This is a genomic window from Pantoea sp. X-Soil-YNGN-844 (assembly GCF_059730595.1).
Window position 1 is genome coordinate 74,108 of sequence record NZ_AP036007.1, and the last position, 25,043, is coordinate 99,150.

General features: G+C 55.8%; 11 protein-coding genes and 4 pseudogenes. All 15 read left to right on the forward strand.

Annotated features, from left to right (window positions below):
• Positions 1-9: 9 nt before the first annotated feature.
• The 15 genes and pseudogenes from glyS (at position 10) to AC6I8C_RS00420 (ending at position 24,469) form a co-directional block, all read left to right on the forward strand.
• Complete coding sequence (gene glyS / locus AC6I8C_RS00350; protein ID WP_497821290.1) at positions 10-2,079, forward strand: glycine--tRNA ligase subunit beta; 2,070 nt, start codon at positions 10-12, stop codon at positions 2,077-2,079.
• 109 nt (positions 2,080-2,188) lie between these two features.
• Positions 2,189-2,386: pseudogene (locus tag AC6I8C_RS00355) on the forward strand (hypothetical protein); the annotation flags it as partial.
• Between the two features lie 232 nt (positions 2,387-2,618).
• The gene (locus AC6I8C_RS00360; protein ID WP_497821291.1) at positions 2,619-4,349 is read left to right on the forward strand and encodes a ShlB/FhaC/HecB family hemolysin secretion/activation protein; all 1,731 of its coding nucleotides are present in this window, start codon (positions 2,619-2,621) and stop codon (positions 4,347-4,349) included.
• 58 nt (positions 4,350-4,407) lie between these two features.
• Entirely contained in the window at positions 4,408-14,511 is a 10,104-nt protein-coding gene (locus tag AC6I8C_RS00365; protein ID WP_497821292.1) for a hemagglutinin repeat-containing protein, read from the forward strand.
• On the forward strand, positions 14,511-14,861 hold the full coding sequence (locus tag AC6I8C_RS00370) for a hypothetical protein (RefSeq protein WP_132499535.1): 351 nt from the start codon (positions 14,511-14,513) through the stop codon (positions 14,859-14,861). Before AC6I8C_RS00365 ends, AC6I8C_RS00370 begins: the two co-directional genes overlap by 1 nt.
• A 129-nt stretch (positions 14,862-14,990) precedes the next feature.
• Positions 14,991-16,850, forward strand: a pseudogene (locus AC6I8C_RS00375) (hemagglutinin repeat-containing protein); the annotation flags it as partial.
• Positions 16,851-17,454: 604 nt separating this feature from the next.
• Positions 17,455-18,009 carry a hypothetical protein gene (locus AC6I8C_RS00380; protein WP_497821293.1) on the forward strand — a complete coding sequence of 185 codons (555 nt, stop codon included), beginning with the start codon at positions 17,455-17,457 and terminating at the stop codon, positions 18,007-18,009.
• Between the two features lie 178 nt (positions 18,010-18,187).
• Positions 18,188-20,023 (forward strand): annotated as a pseudogene (locus AC6I8C_RS00385) (VENN motif pre-toxin domain-containing protein); the annotation flags it as partial.
• Positions 20,020-20,262 carry a hypothetical protein gene (locus AC6I8C_RS00390; protein WP_497821294.1) on the forward strand — a complete coding sequence of 81 codons (243 nt, stop codon included), beginning with the start codon at positions 20,020-20,022 and terminating at the stop codon, positions 20,260-20,262. The pseudogene AC6I8C_RS00385 and the gene AC6I8C_RS00390, both read left to right, overlap by 4 nt.
• A 169-nt stretch (positions 20,263-20,431) precedes the next feature.
• Positions 20,432-21,091, forward strand: a complete 660-nt coding sequence (locus tag AC6I8C_RS00395) for a hypothetical protein (RefSeq protein ID WP_497821295.1) — start codon at positions 20,432-20,434, stop codon at positions 21,089-21,091.
• Positions 21,088-21,561: a hypothetical protein gene (locus tag AC6I8C_RS00400; protein ID WP_497821296.1), complete on the forward strand. Its 474-nt coding sequence runs from the start codon at positions 21,088-21,090 to the stop codon at positions 21,559-21,561. Before AC6I8C_RS00395 ends, AC6I8C_RS00400 begins: the two co-directional genes overlap by 4 nt.
• Positions 21,562-21,721: 160 nt before the next feature.
• A pseudogene (locus AC6I8C_RS00405) lies at positions 21,722-22,303 on the forward strand (tRNase toxin domain-containing protein); the annotation flags it as partial.
• Positions 22,300-22,536 (forward strand): hypothetical protein, encoded by a 237-nt coding sequence (locus tag AC6I8C_RS00410; protein WP_426608445.1) that lies wholly within the window; start codon positions 22,300-22,302, stop codon positions 22,534-22,536. The pseudogene AC6I8C_RS00405 and the gene AC6I8C_RS00410, both read left to right, overlap by 4 nt.
• 141 nt (positions 22,537-22,677) lie before the next feature.
• Positions 22,678-24,084, forward strand: a complete 1,407-nt coding sequence (locus AC6I8C_RS00415) for a VENN motif pre-toxin domain-containing protein (protein ID WP_497821297.1) — start codon at positions 22,678-22,680, stop codon at positions 24,082-24,084.
• A 7-nt stretch (positions 24,085-24,091) separates the two neighbouring features.
• Positions 24,092-24,469 carry a barstar family protein gene (locus AC6I8C_RS00420; RefSeq protein WP_497821298.1) on the forward strand — a complete coding sequence of 126 codons (378 nt, stop codon included), beginning with the start codon at positions 24,092-24,094 and terminating at the stop codon, positions 24,467-24,469.
• Positions 24,470-25,043 lie beyond the last annotated feature (574 nt).

Here is a 25,043-nt window from a genome sequence, read left to right on the forward strand (position 1 = left end):
GAGGCAGCCATGACTGAACAAACCTTCCTGGTGGAGATCGGCACCGAAGAGCTGCCACCAAAAGCCCTGCGCAGCCTGGCAGAAGCCTTTGCCGCGCAGGTCACCGCTGAACTGGATGCTGCCAACCTGAGCCACGGCGAAGTCAGCTGGTTTGCTGCACCGCGTCGTCTGGCGCTGAAAGTTGCCAATCTGAGCGCCTCACAACCCGATCGGGAAGTGGAGAAGCGCGGTCCGGCGGTCGCTGCGGCATTTGACGCAGACGGCAACGCCACCAAAGCCGCTGAAGGCTGGGCGCGGGGTAACGGCATTACGGTCGATCAGGCGGAACGCCTCGCCACCGATAAAGGCGAATGGCTGGTTTATCGTGCCCAGGTGAAAGGCGAAGCAGCCCAGGCGCTGCTGCCAGCGATGATTGCGACTGCACTCAGCAAGCTGCCAGTGCCAAAACTGATGCGCTGGGGCGACAGCGATGTACAGTTCGTTCGTCCGGTGCACACCGTGACGATGCTGCTGGGCGATGAGCTGATCCCTGGCACCATTCTGGGCATCGCCTCAGACCGGATTATCCGTGGTCACCGCTTTATGGGTGAAAGCGAAATCACGCTCGAAAGTGCCGATCACTATCCTGATGTGCTGGAAAAACGCGGCCAGGTCATTGCTGACTATCAGGTCCGCAAAGCGATGATCAAAGCCGATGCAGAAGCGGCCGCACGCCGCTTAGGCGGTAACGCCGATATCAGCGACAGCCTGCTGGAAGAGGTAACGTCGCTGGTGGAGTGGCCGGTGGTTCTGACCGCAACCTTTGAAGAGAAATTCCTCAAGGTGCCTGCGGAAGCGCTGGTCTACACCATGAAAGGCGATCAGAAATATTTCCCGGTGTATGACAATGACGGCAACCTGATGCCGAACTTCATTTTCGTCACCAACATTGAGTCCAGCGATCCGCGCCAGATTATCTCCGGCAACGAGAAAGTAGTGCGTCCACGCCTGGCCGATGCGGAATTCTTCTTTAATACCGACCGCAAAAAGCGTCTGGAAGATAATCTGCCGCGTCTGGAGACGGTGCTGTTCCAGAAAGAGCTGGGCACGCTGCGCGATAAAACCGATCGCATTCAGGCCCTGGCGGGCTGGATTGCCGGTGAGATTGGTGCCGATGTGAATCACGCCACCCGCGCGGGCCTGCTGTCGAAGTGTGACCTGATGACCAACATGGTCTTCGAGTTCACCGACACCCAGGGCGTGATGGGCATGCACTACGCGCGTCACGACGGCGAAGCCGAAGATGTGGCGGTGGCGCTGAACGAGCAGTATCAGCCGCGCTTTGCCGGTGACGATCTGCCATCCAGCCCGGTCGCCTGTGCGCTGGCGATTGCCGATAAAATGGATACGCTGGCCGGTATTTTCGGCATTGGTCAGCATCCAAAAGGCGACAAAGATCCATTCGCACTGCGTCGTGCGGCGCTGGGCGTACTGCGTATCATCGTTGAGAAGAACCTGCCGCTCGACCTGCAGACGCTGACCGAAGAAGCGGTGCGCCTGTATGGCAGCAAGCTGAGCAACGCCCGCGTGGTGGATGATGTGATCGACTTTATGCTGGGTCGCTTCCGCGCCTGGTATCAGGAAGAGGGTCACAGCATCGACACGCTGCAGGCGGTTCTGGCGCGTCGTCCGACCCGTCCGGCTGACTTTGATGCACGCATGAAAGCGGTGTCGCACTTCCGTACGCTGGAGGCCGCCGCAGCACTGGCGGCGGCGAACAAGCGCGTCTCTAACATTCTGGCAAAATCGACTGAAACGCTGAATGAGAGCGTGCAGGCGTCGCTGCTGAAAGAGAACGAAGAGATCCAGCTGGCGACCTTTGTCACCGCGCTGAGCAGCAAGCTGCAGCCTTACTTTGCTGAAGGCCGCTATCAGGATGCGCTGGTCGAACTGGCACAACTGCGTACCGCGGTAGACAACTTCTTCGACAAAGTGATGGTGAACGCCGACGATCAGGCAGTGCGGGTCAATCGCCTGACGCTGCTGTCAAAACTGCGTGAGCTGTTCCTGCAGGTCGCGGATATCTCGCTGCTGCAGTAATGCTATTTGTTGTGCGGAAAAGGGACGAGCAATCGTCCCTTTTTTTATGGGATTTTTCAGGGTCGGGATGGCTACCCGATAGCGTGTTTATTCAAAGCACCTGCCGTAACCCTACACCACTCTGAACTTTACAGAAAACATCATCAGTTTTTGTGAGTCTCTTGCACAGTTTCCACAGAGAGGAAACTGCCGTGATGATCTTCTGCCAGGACTGAGAATCACAAATTACCGGAGGCGGACAATAATCGCCTTCATGCTCTCTTTTAATACGCAAATGAATGCGCAAAAGTGCTTAAAAAGGCTTTAAAGTCATCCTGCTGCGTTAAAGAGTATTTTTTTATCAGCATCATGCCAGTTTTTTCTCATTAAATATCATTGGCTTGTTTGTATTCTTAAGCCGGTTGCCGTGTTGCGCCCTTTCGTAAACCCACCGGTTAAGAAACCGCCTCAAAAATAGCCCTCCCCCTTGTTTTTGTCCCTTTCTGATGGATAATTCGCCAAAAGTTACACCCGGTTACAGTAAGTGAAATGGAATTTTCATGAAAAGGATTTTTTTATCGCTCTGGCATCCGCCAAAGCCTCTGCTCGTCATAGTCGCGGGCGCGCTGTTCTGCTTCTCTTTACCGCTGATGGCAGCCTCGCCAGCCGATACGCCCCGCGAAGAAGGTCAGGCGATTGATGCCCGCGAGCAACAGCGTCAGCAGACGCGCGAGCGCGTGCTGCAACAGCAGAATGCGCCGCAGGTAAATGAACATCTGCGGCGTCCGGATAGTCATCTGCCCGGTTATCCTGCTAATGAGCAGCCCTGTTTTCCCATTAATCGAATTGCCCTGACGGGCGAGGCAGCCAGCCGTTTTCAGTGGGCGCTTGATGCTGCTTCAGACGCCACCGGCCGTTGCCTGGGCGGACAGGGCATCGTGCTGGTCATCAACAAAGTGCAGAATGCAATTCTCGCCAAAGGCTATGTGACCACCCGCGTTATGGCGCAGGAGCAGGATCTGACGAAGGGCGTGTTGACGCTGACGCTGCAGCCTGGCCGTATCAGCCAGATCCGCTTCGAAGAACCTGTTTCCTGGCGTGGACGGCTGTGGAATGCCGTTCCGGCGTCATCGGGCGAGATATTAAATCTGCGGGATATTGAGCAGGGCCTGGAGAACTTTAAGCGGGTGCCCAGCGCCAGTGCTGACATTAAAATCGTGCCGGGCGAGCGGGAAGCGACCAGCGATCTGCTGGTCAATTGGCACGAAGGCAGACCAGTGCGGCTCAGTCTGGGGCTGGATGACAGCGGATCTGAAAGTACCGGACGCTATCTCGGTTCCGCTACGCTGGCCGTGGATGCGCCCTTTGCGCAAAACGACCTGTTTTACGCCAATATTGGCAAAAATCTTTTTGAGCATGGGCCGTTCGGCAACCGCTCGCACACCCTGAATTATTTTTTCCCGATAGGCTACTGGGCCGTTTCTGCCAACTACAACGACTACACCTATCACCAGAACATCCCCAATGCCAATGATGTGCTGCGCTACAGCGGCAAGAGCGACAATGTCCAGCTCACGGTCTCCCGGTTGCTCTACCGCGATCAGTCGAATAAAACCACGCTTAATCTGCGTGGCTACCGCAAACACTCCACCAACGCCGTCAACGATATCGACATTGAGCAGCAAAAGCGGCGCACTGCGGGCTGGGAACTGGGCCTGAATCAGCATAGCTATCTGGGCGGCAGCACGCTGGACGCCAGTATCGCCTGGCGGCGCGGTACCGGGGCGTTTAATGCGCTTCCTGCACCAGAAGAGTCGCGTCATCAGGGCAGCGCGCGTACCGGCATATTGCTGGGCGACCTCGGCATCAACCATCCTTTCGCCCTGGGCGAGCAGCCCTGGCGGGTCTACAGCAGTGTGCGGGGACAATGGAGTCCGAATGCCCTGACGCCACAGGAGCGAATGGCAATTGCCGGCCGTTATACGGTACGCGGCTTCGACGGTGAGCAGATGCTGTCGGGGGAAAAAGGACTGCTATGGCGTAATGAAATCGGCTGGAATCTTTTCTCGCGCGGGCATGAGCTCTATCTGGCTGCCGATTATGGCCGGGTAAGCGGACCTGCGACTCGCGATCTTGTCGGGCATCAGCTGGCAGGCAGTGCAATAGGGGTACGCGGCGCGCTCTGGGGGCGCTTCAGCTACGACCTGTTTGCGGGCATTCCGCTCTATAAACCTGCGGGTTTTCATACCTCAGGCGCGACGGCGGGTTTCAGCGTTAACCTGGAAATCTGACCACCAAAGCGGGCGATCCCGCTATCTGAACTGAGTGACTTTCACATGGATGTGACCCATGAATAAACATTGCTATCGCATTATCTTCAGCCGCACCCATGGGGAACTCCGGGTGGTGTCAGAACTTGCCCGCAGTTGCAGCACGGAACCCGGCCAGAGCCGTGGCAAAGGCGCGCCGCGTCTCTGGGTCACTTTACGCCGCACGGCGTGGCTGCTGGGAATGGCCCTGTTTGCCGGGCCTGCAATGGCGAACGGCATTGTGGCGGATAGCAATGCTACGCCAGGACAGCGGCCGGAGGTCATCGCTACCCAGAACGGGCTGCCGCAGGTTAATATCACCGCCCCCAATCAGGCGGGTATCTCGCATAACCAGTATCAGCAATTCGACGTCGCGCAGAACGGCGCCATCCTGAATAACTCCGCAGTGATGACCTCAACACAACTGGCCGGAATGATTCAGGGCAACCCGAATCTTAACCCAAAGACCCCAGCGGCGCGGGTGATCCTTAACGAAGTGAACAGCAATAATCCCAGCCAGCTTCGCGGTTATATGGAAGTGGCGGGCGGACGGGCGCAGGTGATCGTGGCCAACCCGGCCGGAATTGTCTGCAACGGCTGCGGCACCATCAACGCCGGACGGATGACGCTGACCACCGGCAAACCGCAGCTCAACGCCGACGGCAGCCTGGCGGGTTATCAGGTTGAACGCGGCGTGGTGCGCATTGAAGGCGGCGGACTTAATGGCGATTCCCGACATGATACTGAATACGTAGACGTTCTGGCCCGCGCGGTGGAGATCAATGCGGGTGTCTGGGCCAAAAAGGAGCTGGCGGTGGTGGCCGGTCGCAACCGCGTAAGCGCAGACTCGCAGACGGTCACACCGCTGGCTGACGACGGCAGCGCCAGACCTGAACTGGCGATCGACATGGGGCAGATGGGCGGCATGTACAGCGGCCAGATCCGCATGATGGGCACCGAAGCGGGCGTCGGCGTGCGCAATCAGAACGCCCAGGTGCAGGCGGGTAAAACGCTGGTGGTGAGCAGCGAAGGTAAACTCGTCTGGCAATCGGCGGCACAGGATGGCGTCACGCAGGCCGGAGGCGACATCAGCCTGGCGGCCAGAGACAGCGTTGATTATCAGGGCAAACTCCACAGCGGCGGTCAACTGACGGTTCAGAGCCGCGAAGGTGGGATTACTCAGTCCGGCACCCTTGCGGCGGCTGGCGACGTACGGCTGACGGCAGCCCGCAGCATTCAGAGCAGTGGACACCTGCTGGCCGGCAGCGACGCCGGCAGCCAGATTGTGCAGGAAGCCAGTCTGCATCTTGAGAGCCAGGATGCCATTCGCGCCAGCGGCAGCCTGTTGAGTAAAAAAGAGGTCAGCGTGCGCGGACGCCGGGTCGATCTCAGTGGCGCTCAGGTCGCCGCCAGCCGCGCCACCCTGACGGCTCAGGATGAGGGTGTTGCCGTGCGTCATGCGGTGATTAATGGCACGGAGCTGGTGATTAACACCTCAGGTGACATCGAGGCGCAGCAGGCGCAGATCAGCGCCGGGCGCTGGCAGATCGATGGACGCAGCCTGTTCAGCCAGCAGGCCGGATGGTCGCAGACCGGAAGTGGCGAAAGCCGCTTCACCCTGAGTGGTGGGCTGGATAACAGCGACGGCAATATTGAGAGCTGGCAGCTCAGCTTCCGGGCCGCATCCCTGAATAACCAGCGTGGACGCATGGTCGCACTCGACAATGCCGCCCAGAACTGGCGGATTGACGGTCTGCTCGACAACACCTCGGGTGAGCTGGGTAACAACGGCGATCTGACGCTTGAGACAGGCAGCCTGACTAACCAGGATGGCACCGTTAAAACTCAGGCCGCGCTGGCTATTAATGCCAGTGCGGCTGTTAACAACAGTCAGGGTAAGCTGCTTGCCGATAATGCGCTGACGCTCAGTGCGGGCGGTGATCTGAATAATCAATCCGGCATACTGAACGGCGGGCAGCTGTCGCTGACCGCACAGCATCTGAATAATGCGCAGGGCGAGATCGTCAGCCAGCGCGATCTCGACCTGACGACACTACAGGGCCTGGACAACAGCGGTGGCTGGATCGAAGCGGGCCATGAATTTTATCTTTTCAGCGGCGGACTCTGGCAAAACCGCGACGGGACGGCACAGGGCGGTGAGCGGGTCACGGCGACGGCAGATCAACTCAATAATGCCAGTGGCCGGTTGCAGTCTGGCGGTGATCTGGAGCTGACCAGCCGTGGCGATATCCTCAACCAGAGCGGCAAACTCACGGCGAAAAATGCCCTCGCGGTCCATGGCACCGCAGCGACGCTATTTGAAAACGATGGCGGATCGCTGCAAAGCGGCGGCGATCTGCTGCTGCAGGGCGGCGCACTGAACAATCGCCAGTCAGGGCAGATTCTCAGCCAGCAGGCGCTGACGCTTAACCTAGCGGGTGACTGGGACAACCAGGGCGGCACACTGACCAGCAACGGTAGCACCCAGGCCAGCGCCGCAAATCTGTTGAATGCCGGGGGGGCGATCAATGCGCTGGACGCGCTGGATATGCAGTTCACGGGCCGTCTGGATAACAGTAATGGCCGCATCTTCAGTCGGCTAAGCCAGACGCTCCAGGCGCAGGAGATGGGCAATGCGCAGGGCTGGATGGGCAGCCAGGGGAGCTGGACTGCCACGACTGCCGGTTTCGATAACACGGCGGGCAGCGTACAAAGTCAGCAGCAGGCTGAACTCTCGGCGAACTGGCTCAGTAACGCCAGCGGCGTGTTGCAATCGGCTGCTGGCATGGCGTTACGCATTGAGCAGGATATCAACAACCTGGCCGGTAAAGTCTCTGCTCAGCAGCAGCTTACCGTTCAGGGTCAGACCGAAGGCAGCCGCACCGGTAACATTAACAATGCGGATGGCCAGTGGCTGGCTGGTGAGGGGCTGACTATTACCGCTGCGCGTATCGATAACACCCAGGGCGGTCTGCTCTACAGTCAGCGGCAGTTGAAGCTGAATCTGGCCGGGGATCTGGATAACCAGGCCGGTAAGATACAGAGCGGCGAAGCGTTCCAGCTGGATGCGCAGACGCTGAACAACGCAGGCGGCAACATCGACAGCCAGCAACAGCTGACACTTCAGTTGTCAGGGCAGTTTGATAACAATGGCGGCGCGGTACGCAGCAATGGCGAACAGCAGATCAATGCCGCAACGATCAACAACCGTCAGGGCGTGTTCAGTAGCCGTGAAGCGATTAATCTGACCACCGTGCAGCTGGAGAATGCCAGCGGCACACTGATCAGCCAGGGCGCGGGAAGTTATCACGTCGGCACGCTCAACAACCAGCAGGGCAAAGTCCACAGCGGCGCGGCGCTGACTCTTGAAGCCGCACAACTGAACAATCAGGGCGGCCAGCTTGTCGCCACCCAGGATTTAGTGCTGAACACCACGGCGATCGATAACAGTACCCAGGGTGTGATCAGCAGTCAGGCGGGGCTCTCACTGCAGGCCGATCGCCTTATCAACCGCGACGGCGGCCTGTTACTCGGCACCACCTACAGCGACATTACTGCACGTGATATCGATAATAGCGCCGGGCGGCTGCAGAGCGCCGGAACGCTCATGCTGCGCGGTGTTGCACAGCTGGACAACCGGCAGGGAAGGGTGCTGGCGAATGGTGATCTCACCCTCAACGGTGATCTCTCACCGACTGATTCACCGCTGGTGCTGCTCAATCAGAGCGGAAGGCTGGAGAGTGCTGGCGCATTGAGCATCCATGCACACTCTTTTGATAATCAGGGCGGCACGCTGCTGGGCCTGCAAGCTCTGACGCTGACCGCGCAACAGGACTACACCCGCCAGGCGAGCGAAACCATCAGCAGTAACGGCACGGTGACTGTCTCTCTGAGCGGGGCGTTTACTAACCTGGTGGACTGGTTGCTGCCGGGTAATCTGGTGCTGAATGCGGCAGGCATAACTAACCCTGCGATGCTGGTGGGCAAAACAGTTCAGCTTACTACCGTTGCGCTGCTGAACAGCGGGCGTCTTGAAGCCGACGACCTGACGCTGAATGTCGACTCGCTGGATAACCGTGCCGCGTTGATGGGTGATGAAGTCACCGTGCATTCCCGGGTGATCGACAACCATGGACAGCCTGCGGTCATCGCGGCAACTCAAAACCTGACCCTGCAGGCCCGTGAGCGGCTGAGCAACACAGATGGCGCGCTGCTCTATAGCGGCGATCGCCTGTCGCTGCACAGCGATGACCTGATCGAGAACCGGGCGAGTTTTATCGAAGCGGACGGTGATATGACGCTTGAAGCGGGGCGGCTCGACAATCTGCGCGAAGGGCTGGAGATTGAGCGTGAGGCAGAGACCAGCGACTACAGCTGGCACCGATATAACTACTACTGGCGCTCGTTTGGTACCACGATAATGCCCGATAAGAGCAGCATGGCACCGACCACCCAGCAACTGACTTTTCAGGATGAGGCTGCGGCACAGAGTAATCCTTACGGCACGTTGCTGGCGATTGATGCCGCAGGCAAACGCGCCCAGGTCCGTGTCATGAACAATCAGGGCGTGCTGACCGATCTGTGGGTTAACTATCTGGCGCTGAATCCCAGCGCTGACGATAGTTATGCCATGACGTTCTATGAAACCCGCGGATTCAAGCAAAAAAATGTTCCTACCCCTTATCAGAACACGGTGTGGCGCGAACATGACCGTGGCCGTATTGAACAATGGGATCCTGAACAACATATCGATATCGACAGCGCCCTCTTTATCAGCGACTACAGCGCTTTACGTGAACGTAGTGTTACCGGCACTCTGACGCGTGACAGGCTGGTCAATGAAGGTGTCGGCGCACGTATTCTGACTGGTGGTGACATGAGGCTGCGCATCACCGGATCATTACTCAATGACGCCAGCGTGATCACGGCCAACGGTAATCTGATACTGGATGGCGGTGGCAGCATCGACAACCGGGGCTATTCGGTCAACGAGCGGCGTCAGGAGGTTATCGTCGATCACTATGACAGAAGCACGCGCCACTGGTATCCAACTTTCAATTCCGACGAGACCACCGCTCTGGCCACCGTTGACGGCATCATAACCGGCAACGGCAACGTCAGTATCAGCGGAGCCAGCATCAGTAATATCACGGTTAATCAGGCGCAGGTCAGCCAGCTTGAGGCAGCGCTACAGGCGGTGGACGCCGAGCGCGCTGAGTATGAACGCAATCCACTGGCTTTCACCGTGGACGGCGTCGCTCACCATGAAGGCGACACAGAACTTGCGGCGGGTGATAACACATCGGGTCACCCCCTGTTACCGGCTGAACTGGCCCTGACGGCGCTGCAACAGCTGGAGAAAGTCGCCACGGCTCTCCCCAATAACGGCCTGTTCAGTCAGCACACTGCGGCGGGCAGCCCCTATCTGCTCGTCACTGACGAGCGCTTTACCCGTTGGGATAAATTTATCAGCAGCGATTATCTGCTCGAACGGGTGGGCTATGACCCGTCACAGGTGCATAAACGCCTGGGCGACGGGTTTTATGAGCAGCGCCTGGTGCGTGAGCAGGTCCTGAAACTGACCGGCAGGCCTTCCGTTAATGGCTGGGATGCAATGGAGCAGTATCAGGAGCTGATGAACAATGGCACGAAAGTGGCGCAGGACTTCCATCTGGTGCCGGGTGTGGCGCTGACGCCGCAGCAGATTGCGGCGCTGCAGCAGGATATTGTCTGGCTGGTCAGCGAAACGGTTGATATGGCAGAGGGTCCGCAGACCGTGTGGGTGCCGAAAGTCTATCTGGCTCAGACTACCCTGCGCCTGACCGGCGATGGCGCGGTGATTGGCGGCGGTAATCTGCAGCTCTCGGCGGACAGCGTGACCAATGCCGGTAACCTGTTTGCGGACAAGGCGCTCGCCATCGACAGCGGGCAGTTTCAGCACCTGGGCGGCGACATCAAGGCAGGCAGCATTGATGTGAAGGCGGAGACGCTGACGATCAGCACCGATCTGCAGAATGCCCTGCGCCAGGCGACGATGAGCGCCGATGATATCAGCCTCAGCGGCACCGATATCCGGCTGCAGGGCGCGAAGCTGGATGCCACCAATAACCTCAGCCTGAGCGCGAGTAACAACCTTGAGATCGGCACCGCAAAAAGCAGTCACAGCGGCAGCGTGAATGTAATTTCCGGCGCGATGGGCAACCGTACCAGCAGCGGCATGGAAGAAGCGGATGAGCGCATGGCGCAGGTCAGCGGTGAGTGGCAGCAGGCGCAGGGTAGCGAGCTTAGCGCCGGTAGCAACCTCCTGCTCTCGGCCGGACGTGACCTGACGCTGACCGGCAGTCAGGCCAGCGCCTCCGGCTCTGCACGGGTACAGGCTGGCGGCGACATTCGCATCGGCGCGGAGACCACCACCAATACCACTCATCTTGAGGCTGGCAGCCGGACCTCGTCGGTCAGCAACAGTCGTCAGGAGGATCGTCTGCTGCTCAGCACACTGAGCGGCGATCAGGGCGTGACGCTGGTAGCGGGCAATAATCTGCTGGCCGAAGGCGCGCAGGTTAACAGCACACAGGGCAGCATCGGCGTCAGCGCGCAGAACGTTACCATCAGGGACGCACGCGCCAGCCTGTTAGCTCAGGACAGCGAGAACAAGCGCGAGGGCAAGACCCGCAGTCACCGCGAAGAAGAAAGCTCACGCGAGAGCAGCACCGGCAGTACCTTCAGCGGACAGCAGGGCATAACGGTGATCGGGCGCGAGGGCGACGTCACGGTGACCGGCAGTACGCTGCACAGCGAACAGGGCGCGGTCGGGCTGCAGGCGAAGCAGGACGTGGTGCTGAACACAGCCACCGAACGGGAGTCGTTCTACAGCGAGGAGCGCTCAGAGAATAAAGGTCTGCTGAACAAAAGCAGCGGCCACAGCGTAACGCAGGATGTTACCACCCGTGAGAACGGCAGCCTGCTGAGCGGCGAAAGCGTCACGGTCATCGCCGGGCGCGACCTGACGGTGACCGGCTCGGTGGTGGCCGCCGACCAGGATGTTAACCTGCGGGCCGGGCGCGACGTGGAGATTGGCGCGGCAACCGAGACCGACAGCCACTACCAGCTGAAAGAAAAGAAAAAGAGCGGGCTGCTGGGCAGCGGTGGCATCGGTTTCACCATCGGCAAGCAGTCCACGCGGCACGAAATTGATGAAAAAGGCACCACCCAGAGCCAGAGCGTCAGCACCATCGGCAGCAGCCAGGGCAGCGTGGACATCACGGCGGGCAACCGGCTGCACGTCGGCGGCGCAGACCTGGTGGCGGGTAAAGACATGAACCTGACGGGCGACAGCGTGAGCATCGATCCGGGTGTTGACCAGCGGACCCGCACCGAGAAGACCGAGTCGAAGCAGAGCGGACTGACGCTGGCGCTGTCGGGTGCAGCGGGCAGCGCGCTCAACACGGCGGTCAGCAGCGCGCAGCAGGCCAGGAAGTCGGGTGACGGGCGGGTCAGCGCGCTGCAGAACACCCAGGCGGCGCTGAACGGGGTGCAGGCGGCGCAGGCGGCTCAGATGGACGGGCTGAACACTGCCGCCGCAAACGCACACAATGCCGCCGGCGACCTGAAGCCGGGGCAGGACGGCTATCAGGCGGGCTCGACCAACACCATCGGCGTCAGCGCCTCGTACGGCAGCCAGTCGTCGAAAACCGAAGCGCGTACTGAGAGCAGTCAGTCGCAGGGCAGCACGCTGACGGCGGGCCGGAATCTGACCGTCACGGCAACCGGCAAAAACGGTACGGCGCAGAGCGGCGACATCAGCATCACCGGCAGCCAGCTGAAGGCGGGCGGCGACCTGAGCCTGGCTGCGGCGCGGGACATCCTGCTGCAGTCGGCGCAGAACACGCAGAGCACCGACAGTAAGAACAGCAGCAAGGGCGGCAGCGTCGGGGTCGGCATCGGCGTGGGGTCGGGCGGCTACGGCATCAGCGTGTCGGCGAGCGTCAACGCGGCGAAGGGCAGCGAAAAAGGCAACGGGCTGACGCACAGCGAGACCACGCTGGACGCGGGCAACCGGCTCAGCCTGACCAGCGGGCGCGACACGACGCTCACGGGCGCGCAGGCCAGCGGTGAGAGCGTGAAGGTGGACACGGGCCGCAACCTGACGCTGACCTCAGAGCAGGACAGCGACCGCTACGACAGCAAGCAGCAGAGCGCCAGCGCGGGCGGCAGCTTCACGTTCGGCTCAATGACCGGGTCGGCGAACGTGAACGTGAGCCGGGATAAGATGCACAGCACCTGGCAGAGCGTGACTGAGCAGACCGGGATTTTTGCGGGTCAGGGCGGCTTTGACGTGACCGTGGGTGAGCACACGCAGCTGAACGGTGCGGTCATCAGCTCGACGGCCACCCCCGATAAGAACCGGCTCGACACCGGCACGCTTGGCTTCGGCGACATTGAGAACCACGCGGACTATAAGGTGGAGCATCAGAGCGCGGGCATCAGTACCGGCGGCGGCATCGGCGGTCATTTCGCCGGGAACATGGCGAACGGCATGCTGGCGGGGCTGAACGGCAGCGGCAGCGCGGACAGCACCACGAAGGCGGCGGTGAGCGAAGGCACGATAATCATCCGCGACCCGTCGAAGCAGAAGCAGGACGTGGCAGGGCTGAGCCGCGACGTAGCGAACGCGAACCCGGGGCTGGACGTCATCTTTGACAAGGAGAAGGAGCAGAACCGGCTGAAGGCGGCGCAGCTTATCGGTGAAATCGGGGCTCAGGCGGGGGATATCGCACGGACGCAGGGCCAGATAGCAGGCATGAAGGCGCAGCAGGACCCGGCGGCTCTTCAGGCGGCGCGTGAGCAGCTGGCGGCAAGCGGTAAGCCTTATACGGAAGCCGATATATCGCAGCGGGCGTATGACAACGCGATGAAGCCGTTCGGCACGGGTTCGTCGCTGCAGCAGGGCATCAGCGCAGTGACGGCGGCGGTGCAGGGCCTGTCGGGCGGGAACCTGGCGCAGGCGATAAGCGGCGCGTCGGCACCGTACCTGGCGGAAAAGATACATGAACTGACGACGGACGCGAACGGTAAGGTAAATGTCCAGGCGAACCTGATGGCGCACGCGGTGCTGGGTGCGGTAACCTCGTACGCGGCGGGCAATACAGCGCTGGCCGGAGCCTCGGGCGCGGCGATGGGCGAGTACATCGCGCAGCAGCTGTATCCGGGCGTTAAGCGCAGTGACCTGTCTGAGGAGCAGCGGCAGACGATAAGCGCGCTGGGTACGCTGGCGGCGGGTCTTGCGGGCGGCGTTGTGGGTGACAGCACGGCGGATGTTGTGGCGGGGGCGCAGGCGGGGAAAAATGCGCTGGAGTTCAACTCGCTGAGTGGTGACAAAGCCCGTGAAACGGCGAAGCAGGTAGCTGAATCGCTGAAGAGTCAGGTCAGGGAAAAGCTGGGTGAGGGCACAACCTCTTCCATCGCCAACGGCATTATTAATGCGCTTGCTGATACCGGCGATGCGGCATTAGGTGGGGCAGATTACGGTGCTGATGCGGCAATGGCTCTTACCTCCTGCGCTATGGGTGATAGCTACTGTACCCAGGCGTTAAGCGATCTGTCGGGTAAAAATCAAGCTGCGGCAGATACGCTGAAAGCCCTGATGAAAAGCGAAACCTGGACAGCTGTTGCCGGGCAGGTTAAAGAAGCTGCACAAGGTAACCAGCTTGCTCTGGAAGCAACGGGTGGAATGTTGGCGGGGTTGTTCCTGCCAGGCAAGAAAATACCTGATGCTATTGCCATACAGACAATATCTAATTCTGTAGTTGATGCGAAAAAATTTGATTACCTTTTTGGAAGATCAACAGGAAATCCCCATACATTAGATCGCACAAATCAACTTTCTTTAGAAATGAAGAGATTAGGAGTTACTGATGATGTAAGTGGGCATGCAATGCTTGCTGAACACTTCACGACAGCAACAAAAAACCCAAGTAATATTGTGAAAAAATATACTGATCAGTACGGCAGTTTCGAAGTGAGGGAGTCTTTCTTTATGGGGCCTTCTGGTAAGGCAACAATGTTTGAAAGCACTTTTGAAGTAATGAGTAATGGTTCACATCGTTTTATTACTACAATACCGAAAAATGGAGCAACTCAATAATGTTTATAGAAAAAAAACCTGATGAGATAGAGTTACTCTCTTTTTTTGAAAGTGAGCCAGTTTCTTTTGAACGAGATAATATAAGCTATTTATATACGGCTAAAGATGAAAAAGGGGTGGTTATCGACTTCTCTTTCAGTGCTGTTGAAGGATGGATTCAGTACGCTATAAAACTTGATGGAAATGAACTTGTACATAATTCTATTGATGGAGTTAGTTCATTCAGTATAAAAAATGATAAATCAGGGGAGTATTTATTTACTGAAATAATTGCTAATGGAGTTATTACAAAGGTCGTGATACGCGTAAAGCCATATATATCAGCAATTAGTAGTTCTTTGATTATATGAAGAATCCCGGCCTTGTTGGTCGGGATTTTGTTTTTACGCTTTGAAAACCTCCACTTCTCGCCGCTGCAACTCTAGCACACAGAGTGGTGCGCTTACTTCCGGTTGTTCAGCGCTGACGATGCCGGACTCGGTGAGCCAGTCGCCGCCAATAATTACCTCGCCATCGGCGCGCAGCCGGGCAGCGCGGGCGACATCCTCGTGCAGGGCAGCCAGCTGAAGGCGGGCGGCAACCTGGGCCTGGATGCGTTGCGGGACATCCTGCTGCAGTCGGCGCAGAACACGCAGAGCAACGACAGTAAGAACAGCAGCAAGGGCGGCAGCGTCGGTATCGGCATCGGCGTGGGGTCGGGCGGCTATGGCATCAGCGTGTCGGCGAGCGTCAACGCGGCGAAGGGCAGCGAAAAGGGCAACGGGCTGACGCACAGCGAAACCACGCTGGACGCGGGCCGTCAGCTCAGCCTGACCAGCGGGCGCGACACGACGCTCACGGGCGCACAGGTGAGCGGTGAGAGCGTGAAGGTGGAGGCGGGCCGCAACCTGACGCTGACCTCAGAGCAGGACAGCGACCTCTACGACAGCAAGCAGCAGAGCGCCAGCGCGGGCGGCAGCTTCACCTTTGGCTCGATGACCGGCTCAGCGAACGTGAACGTGAGCCGGGATAAGATGCACAGCAACTGGCAGAGCGTGGCGGAGCAGACCGGGATTTTTGCCGGTCAGGGCGGCTTTGACGTGACCGCCGGTGAGCACACGCAGCTGAACGGCGCGGTCATCGGTTCCACCGCCACCGCCGATAAGAACCGGCTCGACACCGGCACGCTGGGCTTCGGCGACATTGAGAACCACGCGGAGTATAAGGTTGAGCATCAGAGTGCGGGCATGAGCACCGGCGGCAGTATCGGCGGGGACTTCGCCGGGAACATGGCGAACGGGATGCTGGCGGGGCTGAATGGCAGCGGCAGCGCGGACAGCACCACGAAGTCGGCGGTGAGCGAAGGCACTATCGTTATCCGCGACACATCGAAGCAGACGCAGGACGTGGCGGACCTCAGCGGCGACGTGGCGAACGCGAATCCGGGTCTGGACGTCACCTTCGATAAGGAGAAGAAGCAGAACCGGCTGAAGGCGGCGCAGCTGATAGGGGAAATCGGGGCGCAGGCGGGCGATATTGCAAGGACGCAGGGTCAGATATCGGGCATGAAGGCGCAGCAGGACCCGAAAGCACTGGCGGCGGCCAGGGAAGAGCTGGCCGGAAAAGAGAAGCTGAACCCGACGTCAGATGAGATAGCGAAGCAGGCTTACGACACGGCGATGAAGCCGTTCGGCACGGGTTCGGCACTTCAGCAGGGCATCAGCGCGGTAACGGCGGCGGTGCAGGGGCTGTCGGGCGGGAACGTGGCGCAGGCGATAAGCGGTGCGGCCGCGCCGTACCTGGCGGAAAAGATACATGAGCTGACCACGGACGCGAACGGTAAGGTGAATACCGAAGCGAACCTGATGGCGCACGCGGTGCTGGGTGCTGTAACCTCCTATGCGGCGGGCAACGCGGCGCTGGCTGGCGCATCGGGCGCGGCGATGGGCGAGTACATCGCGCAGCAGCTGTATCCGGGTGTCAAGCGTGAGGACCTGAGTGAAGAGCAGCGGCAGACGATAAGCGCGCTGGGGACGCTGGCGGCGGGTCTGGCTGGCGGCGTGGTTGGTGACAGTACCGGTAATGCTGTGGCGGGGGCACAGGCGGGTAAAAATGCGGTTGAGAATAATGCGCTGTCAGCCACAGATGATAAGAAACGTCAGGATGCGAAGTGGTCACTGCCTTATCTGGATGGTGAAAAGAAACAGCAGGCAGAGAAGTTAATCAGTGACCTGAATGCGAAGGACAAGGCATTCGATGCAGCGCTGGACTCAGCCTGTAAAGGACTTTCTTCAGCAGCCTGCCAGGGAATGCGGCAGGAACTGGCAGCGATGTCGAAGAGCTATGACCAGCAACTCGACGGCCAGTATATCGGCACGATGGGCAGCGTATATAAAGAAGGGAAAGGTCAGGTTGACGCGCTGATGTGGCAGTATGCCTCGGCGGATGCGAAAGCGGAGCGTGAAGCTAATGTTAACCGTATCGCTGAAAACTGGGGTGTGAGTAAGGAGACAGCAGACGGCCTCTATACCGCGATGACTGGTGTCCATACCACTGCAGCAATAGGTGGTGCTTTATGGGGATTGAAAGGTCCAGGCACTATAACTGTTTATCGTGTAGAGGGAACACCAAATACACGTGTACTCATAGGAGACAACGGACAGGTTAGTATCACTGGCAGTACAACGCTATATTTGAATTTTGGTGACAAAGCTAGGGCACTGGATTTTTTCGAAAAGCGTGTTGCGCAGAATATGGATGGTGCAGCGATCAAAACGTTTGAAGTTCCCCACTCTGTTCTGGATGACCTAAGAAACACTGCTGTAAAAGAAAGTGTAGCTCGTTTGCCAGAAAATAAAGGAAAACCTGTTATTGCAGATCCAACTAAAGCTAAGGATCAATATGGTGTAAGGCCGGAAAAAATGGAAGAATTTAAAGGCAAGATTATTCAGGGGACAGGAAGAAATGCAAATAAGTGATGAAAGATTACGACAGATACTACTGGAAAGAAGTAGATTAAAAAAACCGCCTCAGTCTATAGATAAGACTACTGGCGTTGGAATCGCACGATTCATCGTGTCATGCAATGACGTGTCTAAAGTATTGGGCATGGCAAAAAAGGTAATGATTATTGTAAATTATTACTCTACGCAAAAATGGCCGTCTCTAAAAGAATGGTCAACTTTTCTTCCATACCAGTTTGTTAATGGTTTTGTGGCAGAACCGACTGAAAAAGAAAAAGAAAAACGGAATGAAAGTTGGAATGAATTATCTTATGGGGAAAAGTTAGCTGAAGCTTCGAACGATAATGAATGGACATTAGCCTCATGGTTATCTTGGCTTGAGCCTGATGGGCGAGAGTGGTTTTGGTGGAATGCAGTGTTGTTTGATGAGCCATTAAATAATAGCCACTTCATAATTGAGGTGACAACACTTGACCTTTATTTCATGTCTGGCGCATTAAAATGGTTATTTAAAGCCTGTGGAGCTTCGAATATTATTTCAGAAGATGAATTATAATTCCTGGTTTTTGTCAATCTTTCTGGTTCTTCATAATTAACTGCTCTTAATACTCATTGAACTTTAACTTATGAATATTTGCTAAACGCGTTAATGTAACAGATGAAAAGTCTTATGGAATACGTGACAGTGGCAAGGATGCTCTCTGTCATTACCTTATCGGGACTTGATCTTTAGTAACAGCGACCGGTACGACAGCAGGCAGCAGAGCGCCAGCGCGGGCGGCAGCTTCACGTTCGGCTCAATGACCGGGTCGGCGAACGTGAACGTGAGCCGGGATAAGATGCACAGCACCTGGCAGAGCGTGACTGAGCAGACCGGGATTTTTGCGGGTCAGGGCGGCTTTGACGTGACCGCGGGTGAGCACACACAGCTGAACGGTGCGGTTATCAGCTCGACGGCCACCGCCGATAAGTACCGGCTCGACACCGGCACGCTGGGCTTCGGCGACATTGAGAACCACGCGGAATATGAGGTGGAGCATCAGAGCGCGGGGATAAGCACCGGCGGCAGCATCGGCGGAAACTTCGCCGGGAACATGGCGAACGGGGTGCTGTCGGGGCTGAGCGGCTCGGACAGCGCCTCGTCGGTGACGAAGTCGGCGGTGAGCGAAGGCACGATCGTTATCCGCGCCCCGTCGAAGCAGAAGCAGGACGTGGCGGACCTCAGCCGCGACGTGGAAAATGCGAATCCGGGGCTGGACGTCATCTTTGATAAAGAGAAGGAGCAGAACCGGCTGAAGGCGGCGCAACTCATCGGGGAAATCGGGGCGCAGGCGGGGGATATCGCCCGGACGCAGGGCCAGATAGCTGGGCTGAAGGCGCAGCAGGACCCGGCGGCGATGAAGGCGGCCAGAGAACAACTCGCCGCATCCGGCAAGCCGTTTACGGATGCGGACGTGGCGAAGCAGGCCTACGACACGGCGATGGCCCCTTACGGTACGGAAAGTGCAATGCAACGAGGAATGCAGGCGGCCACGGCGGTGATACAGGGGCTGGCTGGAGGCGATCTGGCGAAGGCCGCAGCAGGCGGGACGGCTCCTTACATCGCGAATATTATCGGCAGCAGCGGGCTGGATGACGCCGGTAAAGTCATGGCGCACGCCGCGGTGAACGCCGCGCTGGCCGTCGCACAGGGGACTAATGCCCTGGCAGGTGCCGCAGGCGCAGCAACGGCAGAAATGGCGGGAATGATCGCGCTAGAGGTCTACGGCAAAAGCGCCGGTCAGCTGAGTGAAACCGAGAAGCAGACGGTAAGCGCACTGGCAACACTTGCGGCGGGTCTGGCAGGCGGACTGGCCGGAGACAGTACGATCGATGCGATGGCGGGTACGCAGGCCGGTCAGACGACCGTGACTAATAATTTGCTTGGTGGTAATGAGGAGTCTCAGGCTGCATGGATACGCCAGCACGGTGTTGATATGGCGAGCTGTACAGCTGCACCCGGTTCCGCGAGTTGTCAGAAAGCATTAAATGAACGTGATGCTGTAGGGTTGGCTCTGGCTACAGGAGGTGTAGCGCTGCTGCCTGGTAGTGCTCAGGCAATGTGGGGGCTGGGAGCAGGTGCGAACGCAGGTATCAGTTATCTTGCAGATGGTACGATAGATCCGGCAAATGCTGCGATTGGTGGCTGGGTGAATGTTATAAGTATGGGCAATGGGTTGGACGGTACAGTTGGCTGGAATGCCGCAGGTGGTGCACTTGGTAACTGGCTGGATGACAAAAATCCATTGTCTGGCGCGCTTATCAATGGTGCTGGATCGGGTATCGGCTATGGCATTGGTAAAGGGCTTTCATGGGGAGTAAATGCTGGGGCAAACTGGTGGAAAGGTGGCTGGGATCCGAAATTCAATCCAACGCTTCAAAAATATACTGAAATAAAAAGTTATTATGGTATTTCAAAGGAAGTAACACCGAGCAATATCCCAGGCAGTTTGGGTGACATAGGAGCTTCTTTCTCTTCTGAGTATGGCGGCAAAAAACTTGAACCAATCATTGAGGATAAACTGAAATGAAACCTTTCAATGAGAAAATATTAAGCCTGTTTATTCTATTTGTCGTCTGTATGTTGGGGGTTATTATTAGTTTCCTGAGTATAGCCTTGTCCGTAGACTTTTTAGCTTGGATGCTAACAGGATCTTTCGATCTGGAAAAAGCCGATATATTAAAAACCATTAATATTGGCTGTGCTATTGGTGCTTTTACTGGTGCGGTTTTTGTCGTTGCCAGACTACTTAAACTAAAAGGATTTTAGATTGAAGATGAGATAAAAATTCGGCCAGTATGTTGGGATTGTTACCGTTGAGAATAATGCGCTGGGTGATATTGCGCAGGCGCAGTCTGAAGGTAAAACGCCGGAACAGAAGGCCGGTGAGTACGTTGAGGCGGAAAACGAGCGCTATAAAAAGGCCAACTGCGGCGGCATGAGTGCCGAAGCCTGCTCGGTGAAGATGTACACTGAACGGCGTGAAGTACTGAAAGATATGGCTTCGCTGGGCACTGACTTCGTGCCTGTTGTGGGTGATATCAAAAGCTTTGCTGAGGCACAGAGCGCGCTTGATTACCTTGTGGCTGCAATCGGTATCATTCCAGGCGCGGGAGATGCGGCAGGTAAAGCCATCAAGGCGGCACAAACGGCGCTGGCTAAAGGTGATGTAGCGGAAGCATCAAAACTGCTTAATAAAGCCAGTGATGAAATATCAGGATATTTACCGAGTCCTGGCCAAACATCTTTACCAAGTTCTGGAATTGGATCTAATGCTGCATTCTCAGTTAACAATGCACAATTAGGTAAAAAACTTGGAAAACACGTTGAAGATTTTGGTGGTAATGCATCGAACGCAGCAGATAGGCAGCGCGTATTAGATATTATCAACGATATCGGTTCTCATCCAGATAAAGTTATTGCTGGAAAGTTTGCGGGACAAGGTACTGACCTTGGTGCCAGTCGTGGAGATGTGTTTTTTAGGATAAAGGGTAATGATGTTGTTGTTACCAAGCCAGATGGTAGTTTCGTCACTATCCTTAAAGATGGTATTAATAATACATCAGTAAAAAATGCACTAAAGGGAGATCCGAAATGATTAATATTGTAAAGGGATATGAAGAATGGACTCGCAGTGTTGTTGAGAAAAAACTTCTAAGGGTTAATGGGGTAATTTATTCGCTTGAAAACCATGATTATATTCACCCTCAACAATTGCAGCTTGTTTTTTCAGAAGTTGATGAGATGGAGAGTTTTAAATGTGGAAAGGATGGCTCGACGCTTGAATTAACAAACTTGCCTCTCCAGGGATGTGATCTTGGTGAATATGGAAAAGAAACGGTTGTTGATATTTCACACATTTATCCGATCGTTAATTATATTGAAAAATTACTTTTAAAAGTATTTTTAATGTCTTCTTCATTAGAGGATGCATTTGTAGGTGTGAAACTTGTATTTGAAGGTGAATTAAACCTCTTTATTATGAATGTTGGGGATGAAATAAATATGTTGGAATCTTTGTCGTCATCATATGAACAAGACGAAGGTATTAAATATCAACAGTTATAAATTAAAATCTGAACCTCGCTTTACTAACGTCCTTTTTTACTTTAATGAGCAGTTTTTCGCGTACAGCAGGTTGGGAGTAGAGAGTAAGGCGTAGTAGGCCATCGTCATCGGCGTGAGCACACGCAGATGAACGGTGCGGTCATCGTGAGTACGGCGATGGCGGATGACCTCTGATGAGCTCGATCATCTTGTCACCCTGCAAATGATGGGTAATGACGAGATAACCGGAAAGTATCTGAGTTCGTTGCAGGATAAGTACGGTTTTGGCAGTGACTCAGCACCAAATGCCAGGGCCAATCTGACGGACGCAGAAAAGGCTGAGTTGGGAGGTGTGGGATCGGGAACGCCGGGCGGCTGGGAACTTCAGGATGAAGAGAATGCAAGGAATAATGAGAGTAATAAATCGTCACAAAATGGAGGTGATTTTACTGGCTCAGAGATAGATGATCGGATCGCATCAGCGAACAAACCGATCAATAATCAAGGAATGTCTGCTGCTGCTAGGGCATGGGAAAAACATGCTGGTAAACCAGGCGGAACATTCGAGCCCCTGAAGGGCAATCAGGCCCAGAAAAATGCAGCAGCGGAAAAGTTTATTCGGGATCTTCTAAATGATCCAGGTACGGTACGAAATGAACTATCTCGTGGTGGTGTTGAATATCGTGCATCTAAAGGTCAGGGAGTTAGATTTAATCCTGATGGTTCGTTCAATACTCTATTAGATCCGCTGGTGAAGAAATGACTCAGAAAAAATTAGAACTATTTTTTTCCAGTCCAATGGAATACGAAGAACTGACTCTTGAAGTTCAATTAGATCGAGAAAGAGTTATTGAGATCAACCAAGAAAAAGGAACAGATGATCTTGAAGTTGAATTATTTGGAACCGATAAAGAGCATGGATTTATCGCAAAAATGCCTCTTGATGATCTGATTAATATTTTGATTGAAGCAAAAGAAACGCTTCAGAATAAGTAAGGTTCTCAAATCCCGGCCACCAGACCGGGATTTTACCTTATATAGCTATCAGCTATCAGCTCCACCGCCACCGCCGATAAGAACCGGCTCGACACCGGCACGCTGGGCTTCAGCGACATAGAGAACCACGCGGACTATAAGGTGGAGCATCAGAGCGCGGGGATAAGCACCGGCGGCGGCATCGGCGGTCAGTTCGAAAGCAACATGACTCAAAACGTGCAGGCGGGGCTGAACGGCAGCGGCAGCGCGGACTCCGTAACGAAGTCGGCGGTGACCGAAGGCACTGTCGTTATCCGCGATAAGGAAAAACAGGCTCAGGACGTTGCAGATTTAAGCCGCGACGTGGCAAACGCGAATCCGGGGCTGGACGTCATCTTTGATAAAGAGAAAGAGCAGAACCGGCTGAAGGCGGCGCAGCTGATAGGCGAAATCGGGGCGCAGGCGGGGGACATTGCCAGAACGCAGGGCCAGATAGCGGGCATGAAGGCGCAGCGTGACCCGTCAGCGCTGGCGGCGGCCAGGGAAGAGCTGGCCGGAAAAGGGAAGCTGAACCCGACGTCAGATGAGATAGCGAAGCAGGCTTACGTCACGGCAATGAGGCCGTTCGGCACGGGTTCGGCGCTTCAGCAGGGCATCAGCGCGGTGACGGCGGCGGTGCAGGGGCTGTCGGGCGGGAACGTGGCGCAGGCGCTGAGTGGGGCGGCCGCGCCGTATGTGGCGGAAAAGATACATGAGCTGACGACGGACGCGAACGGTAAGGTGAATACCGAAGCGAACCTGATGGCGCACGCGGTGCTGGGTGCGGTAACCTCATATGCGACGGACAACTCAGCGCTGGCGGGCGCCTCGGGCGGGGCGATGGGCGAGTACATCGCGCAGCAGCTGTATCCGGGCGTTAAACGTGAAGACCTGTCTGAGGAGCAGCGGCAGACGATCAGCGCGCTGGGGACATTAGCGGCGGGGCTGGCAGGCGGCGTAGTGGGAGACAGCACGGCTGATGTTGTGGCGGGGGCGCAGGCGGGGAAAACGTCGCTGGAAAATAACGCACTGGGTAATAATGACGATGAGTTACAGCGGGAACATGGCAACCGACCGGTAAAAGTCATCCCTATAAATCCGATGAAGACTGGGGTACTGGATGATGCTGGAAATGTGAAGGGAGCGGGCGGCATTATTGGTGGTGGCAAAGGTTCCACGAAACCAGCTAATACAGCCAAAGAGTCTGTTCGTTTTATCGAAGGTGTTACAGTAAAAGATATAAAAACAGGGCAAACATTTTCTGGAACTGTAGATCTAAAACCCACACTTGACCGAATTGCTAGCGGTGGAACTAATCCACACAGAAACGATGGTTCAGTGTTCAAAAATCTACCTGACCGAACAACAGGCAAATCTGGCTTGCCCCCACAAACCACTGGATACTATAAGGAATATGTTCATCCAACTCCGAATATATCGGGGCCAGGCCCTCAACGAGTCATTGTCGGGAAAAATGGCGAGGCGTATTATACGAATGATCATTATAAAACGTTCATAAAAATCAGGTAATAATGTGATGAAAGTGTTTAAATTTGCAGATAAATCTGTATGTTATGATGTTGGTGAGGTGTTTGTAGCTAGGGTTGATCCAACGATCGGTGATACTGACGAGTTACTAAAATCTCTTTATTACTTACTTTGGTTTCCTGGATATTTTGGTCTCAACTGGAACTCTCTATATGATTGTTTACGCGATCTGGATTGGATTAGTGAAAATAAAGTAATGATCGTGCATGAGTCATTGCCGAGCATTGCTGATTCTGATTTGTGTATATATTTGGAGGTATTAAAAGATTCGGTTTTAGATTGGGTCGATGATAAAAGGCATCAGCTAGAGATTGTTTTTCATGAAAAAGATAAAGAAACAATAGAAAGGTTATTATCATCTTGCTAGCACTATTAAATGAATGAGAGATCCCTGCTTATGCCGGGATCTTTCTTTTAAGACTCTAACGCTATCGCTTACCGACGCCACAACCGAATCACACCGGGCGCAACAGTAATCTCCGGCTGTCCCGCCTCAGTGATTCCGAAACCAGTCAGCCAGCTGTCCGACAATGCTTTTGCGTGCTTGGGGTACAGCGGGTTCTGACGTAGAATCTCTTCCAGCCATAATTAACTCCTACCTAGTTAGTTGTGGTCAGCGGGCTGTTGGTGTTCCACCACCTTCAGCCCGCGCTAATAATCTCTCGTTACGCGCTTCCTTTCCTGTTTTCTCCTGTTCAAATATACACCCTCCGCTTTGTAAACTCGCTGAGAGCTAAGTAATAGATTGCGAGGTGTCTCTGAAAAATGGATTGTTCTTCCATTAACCATTTCGTTTACATCCTCTTCCCCATATCCTCTCCAGCATCCGTAATGGGCTATTTAGTTCTATTGGAGTGTCGATTTCCGGCATCGCACACGAGCGAAATGGAGATGACAGAGAAAGGGATGACAGGCATGATGACACCACAAACGACACCACG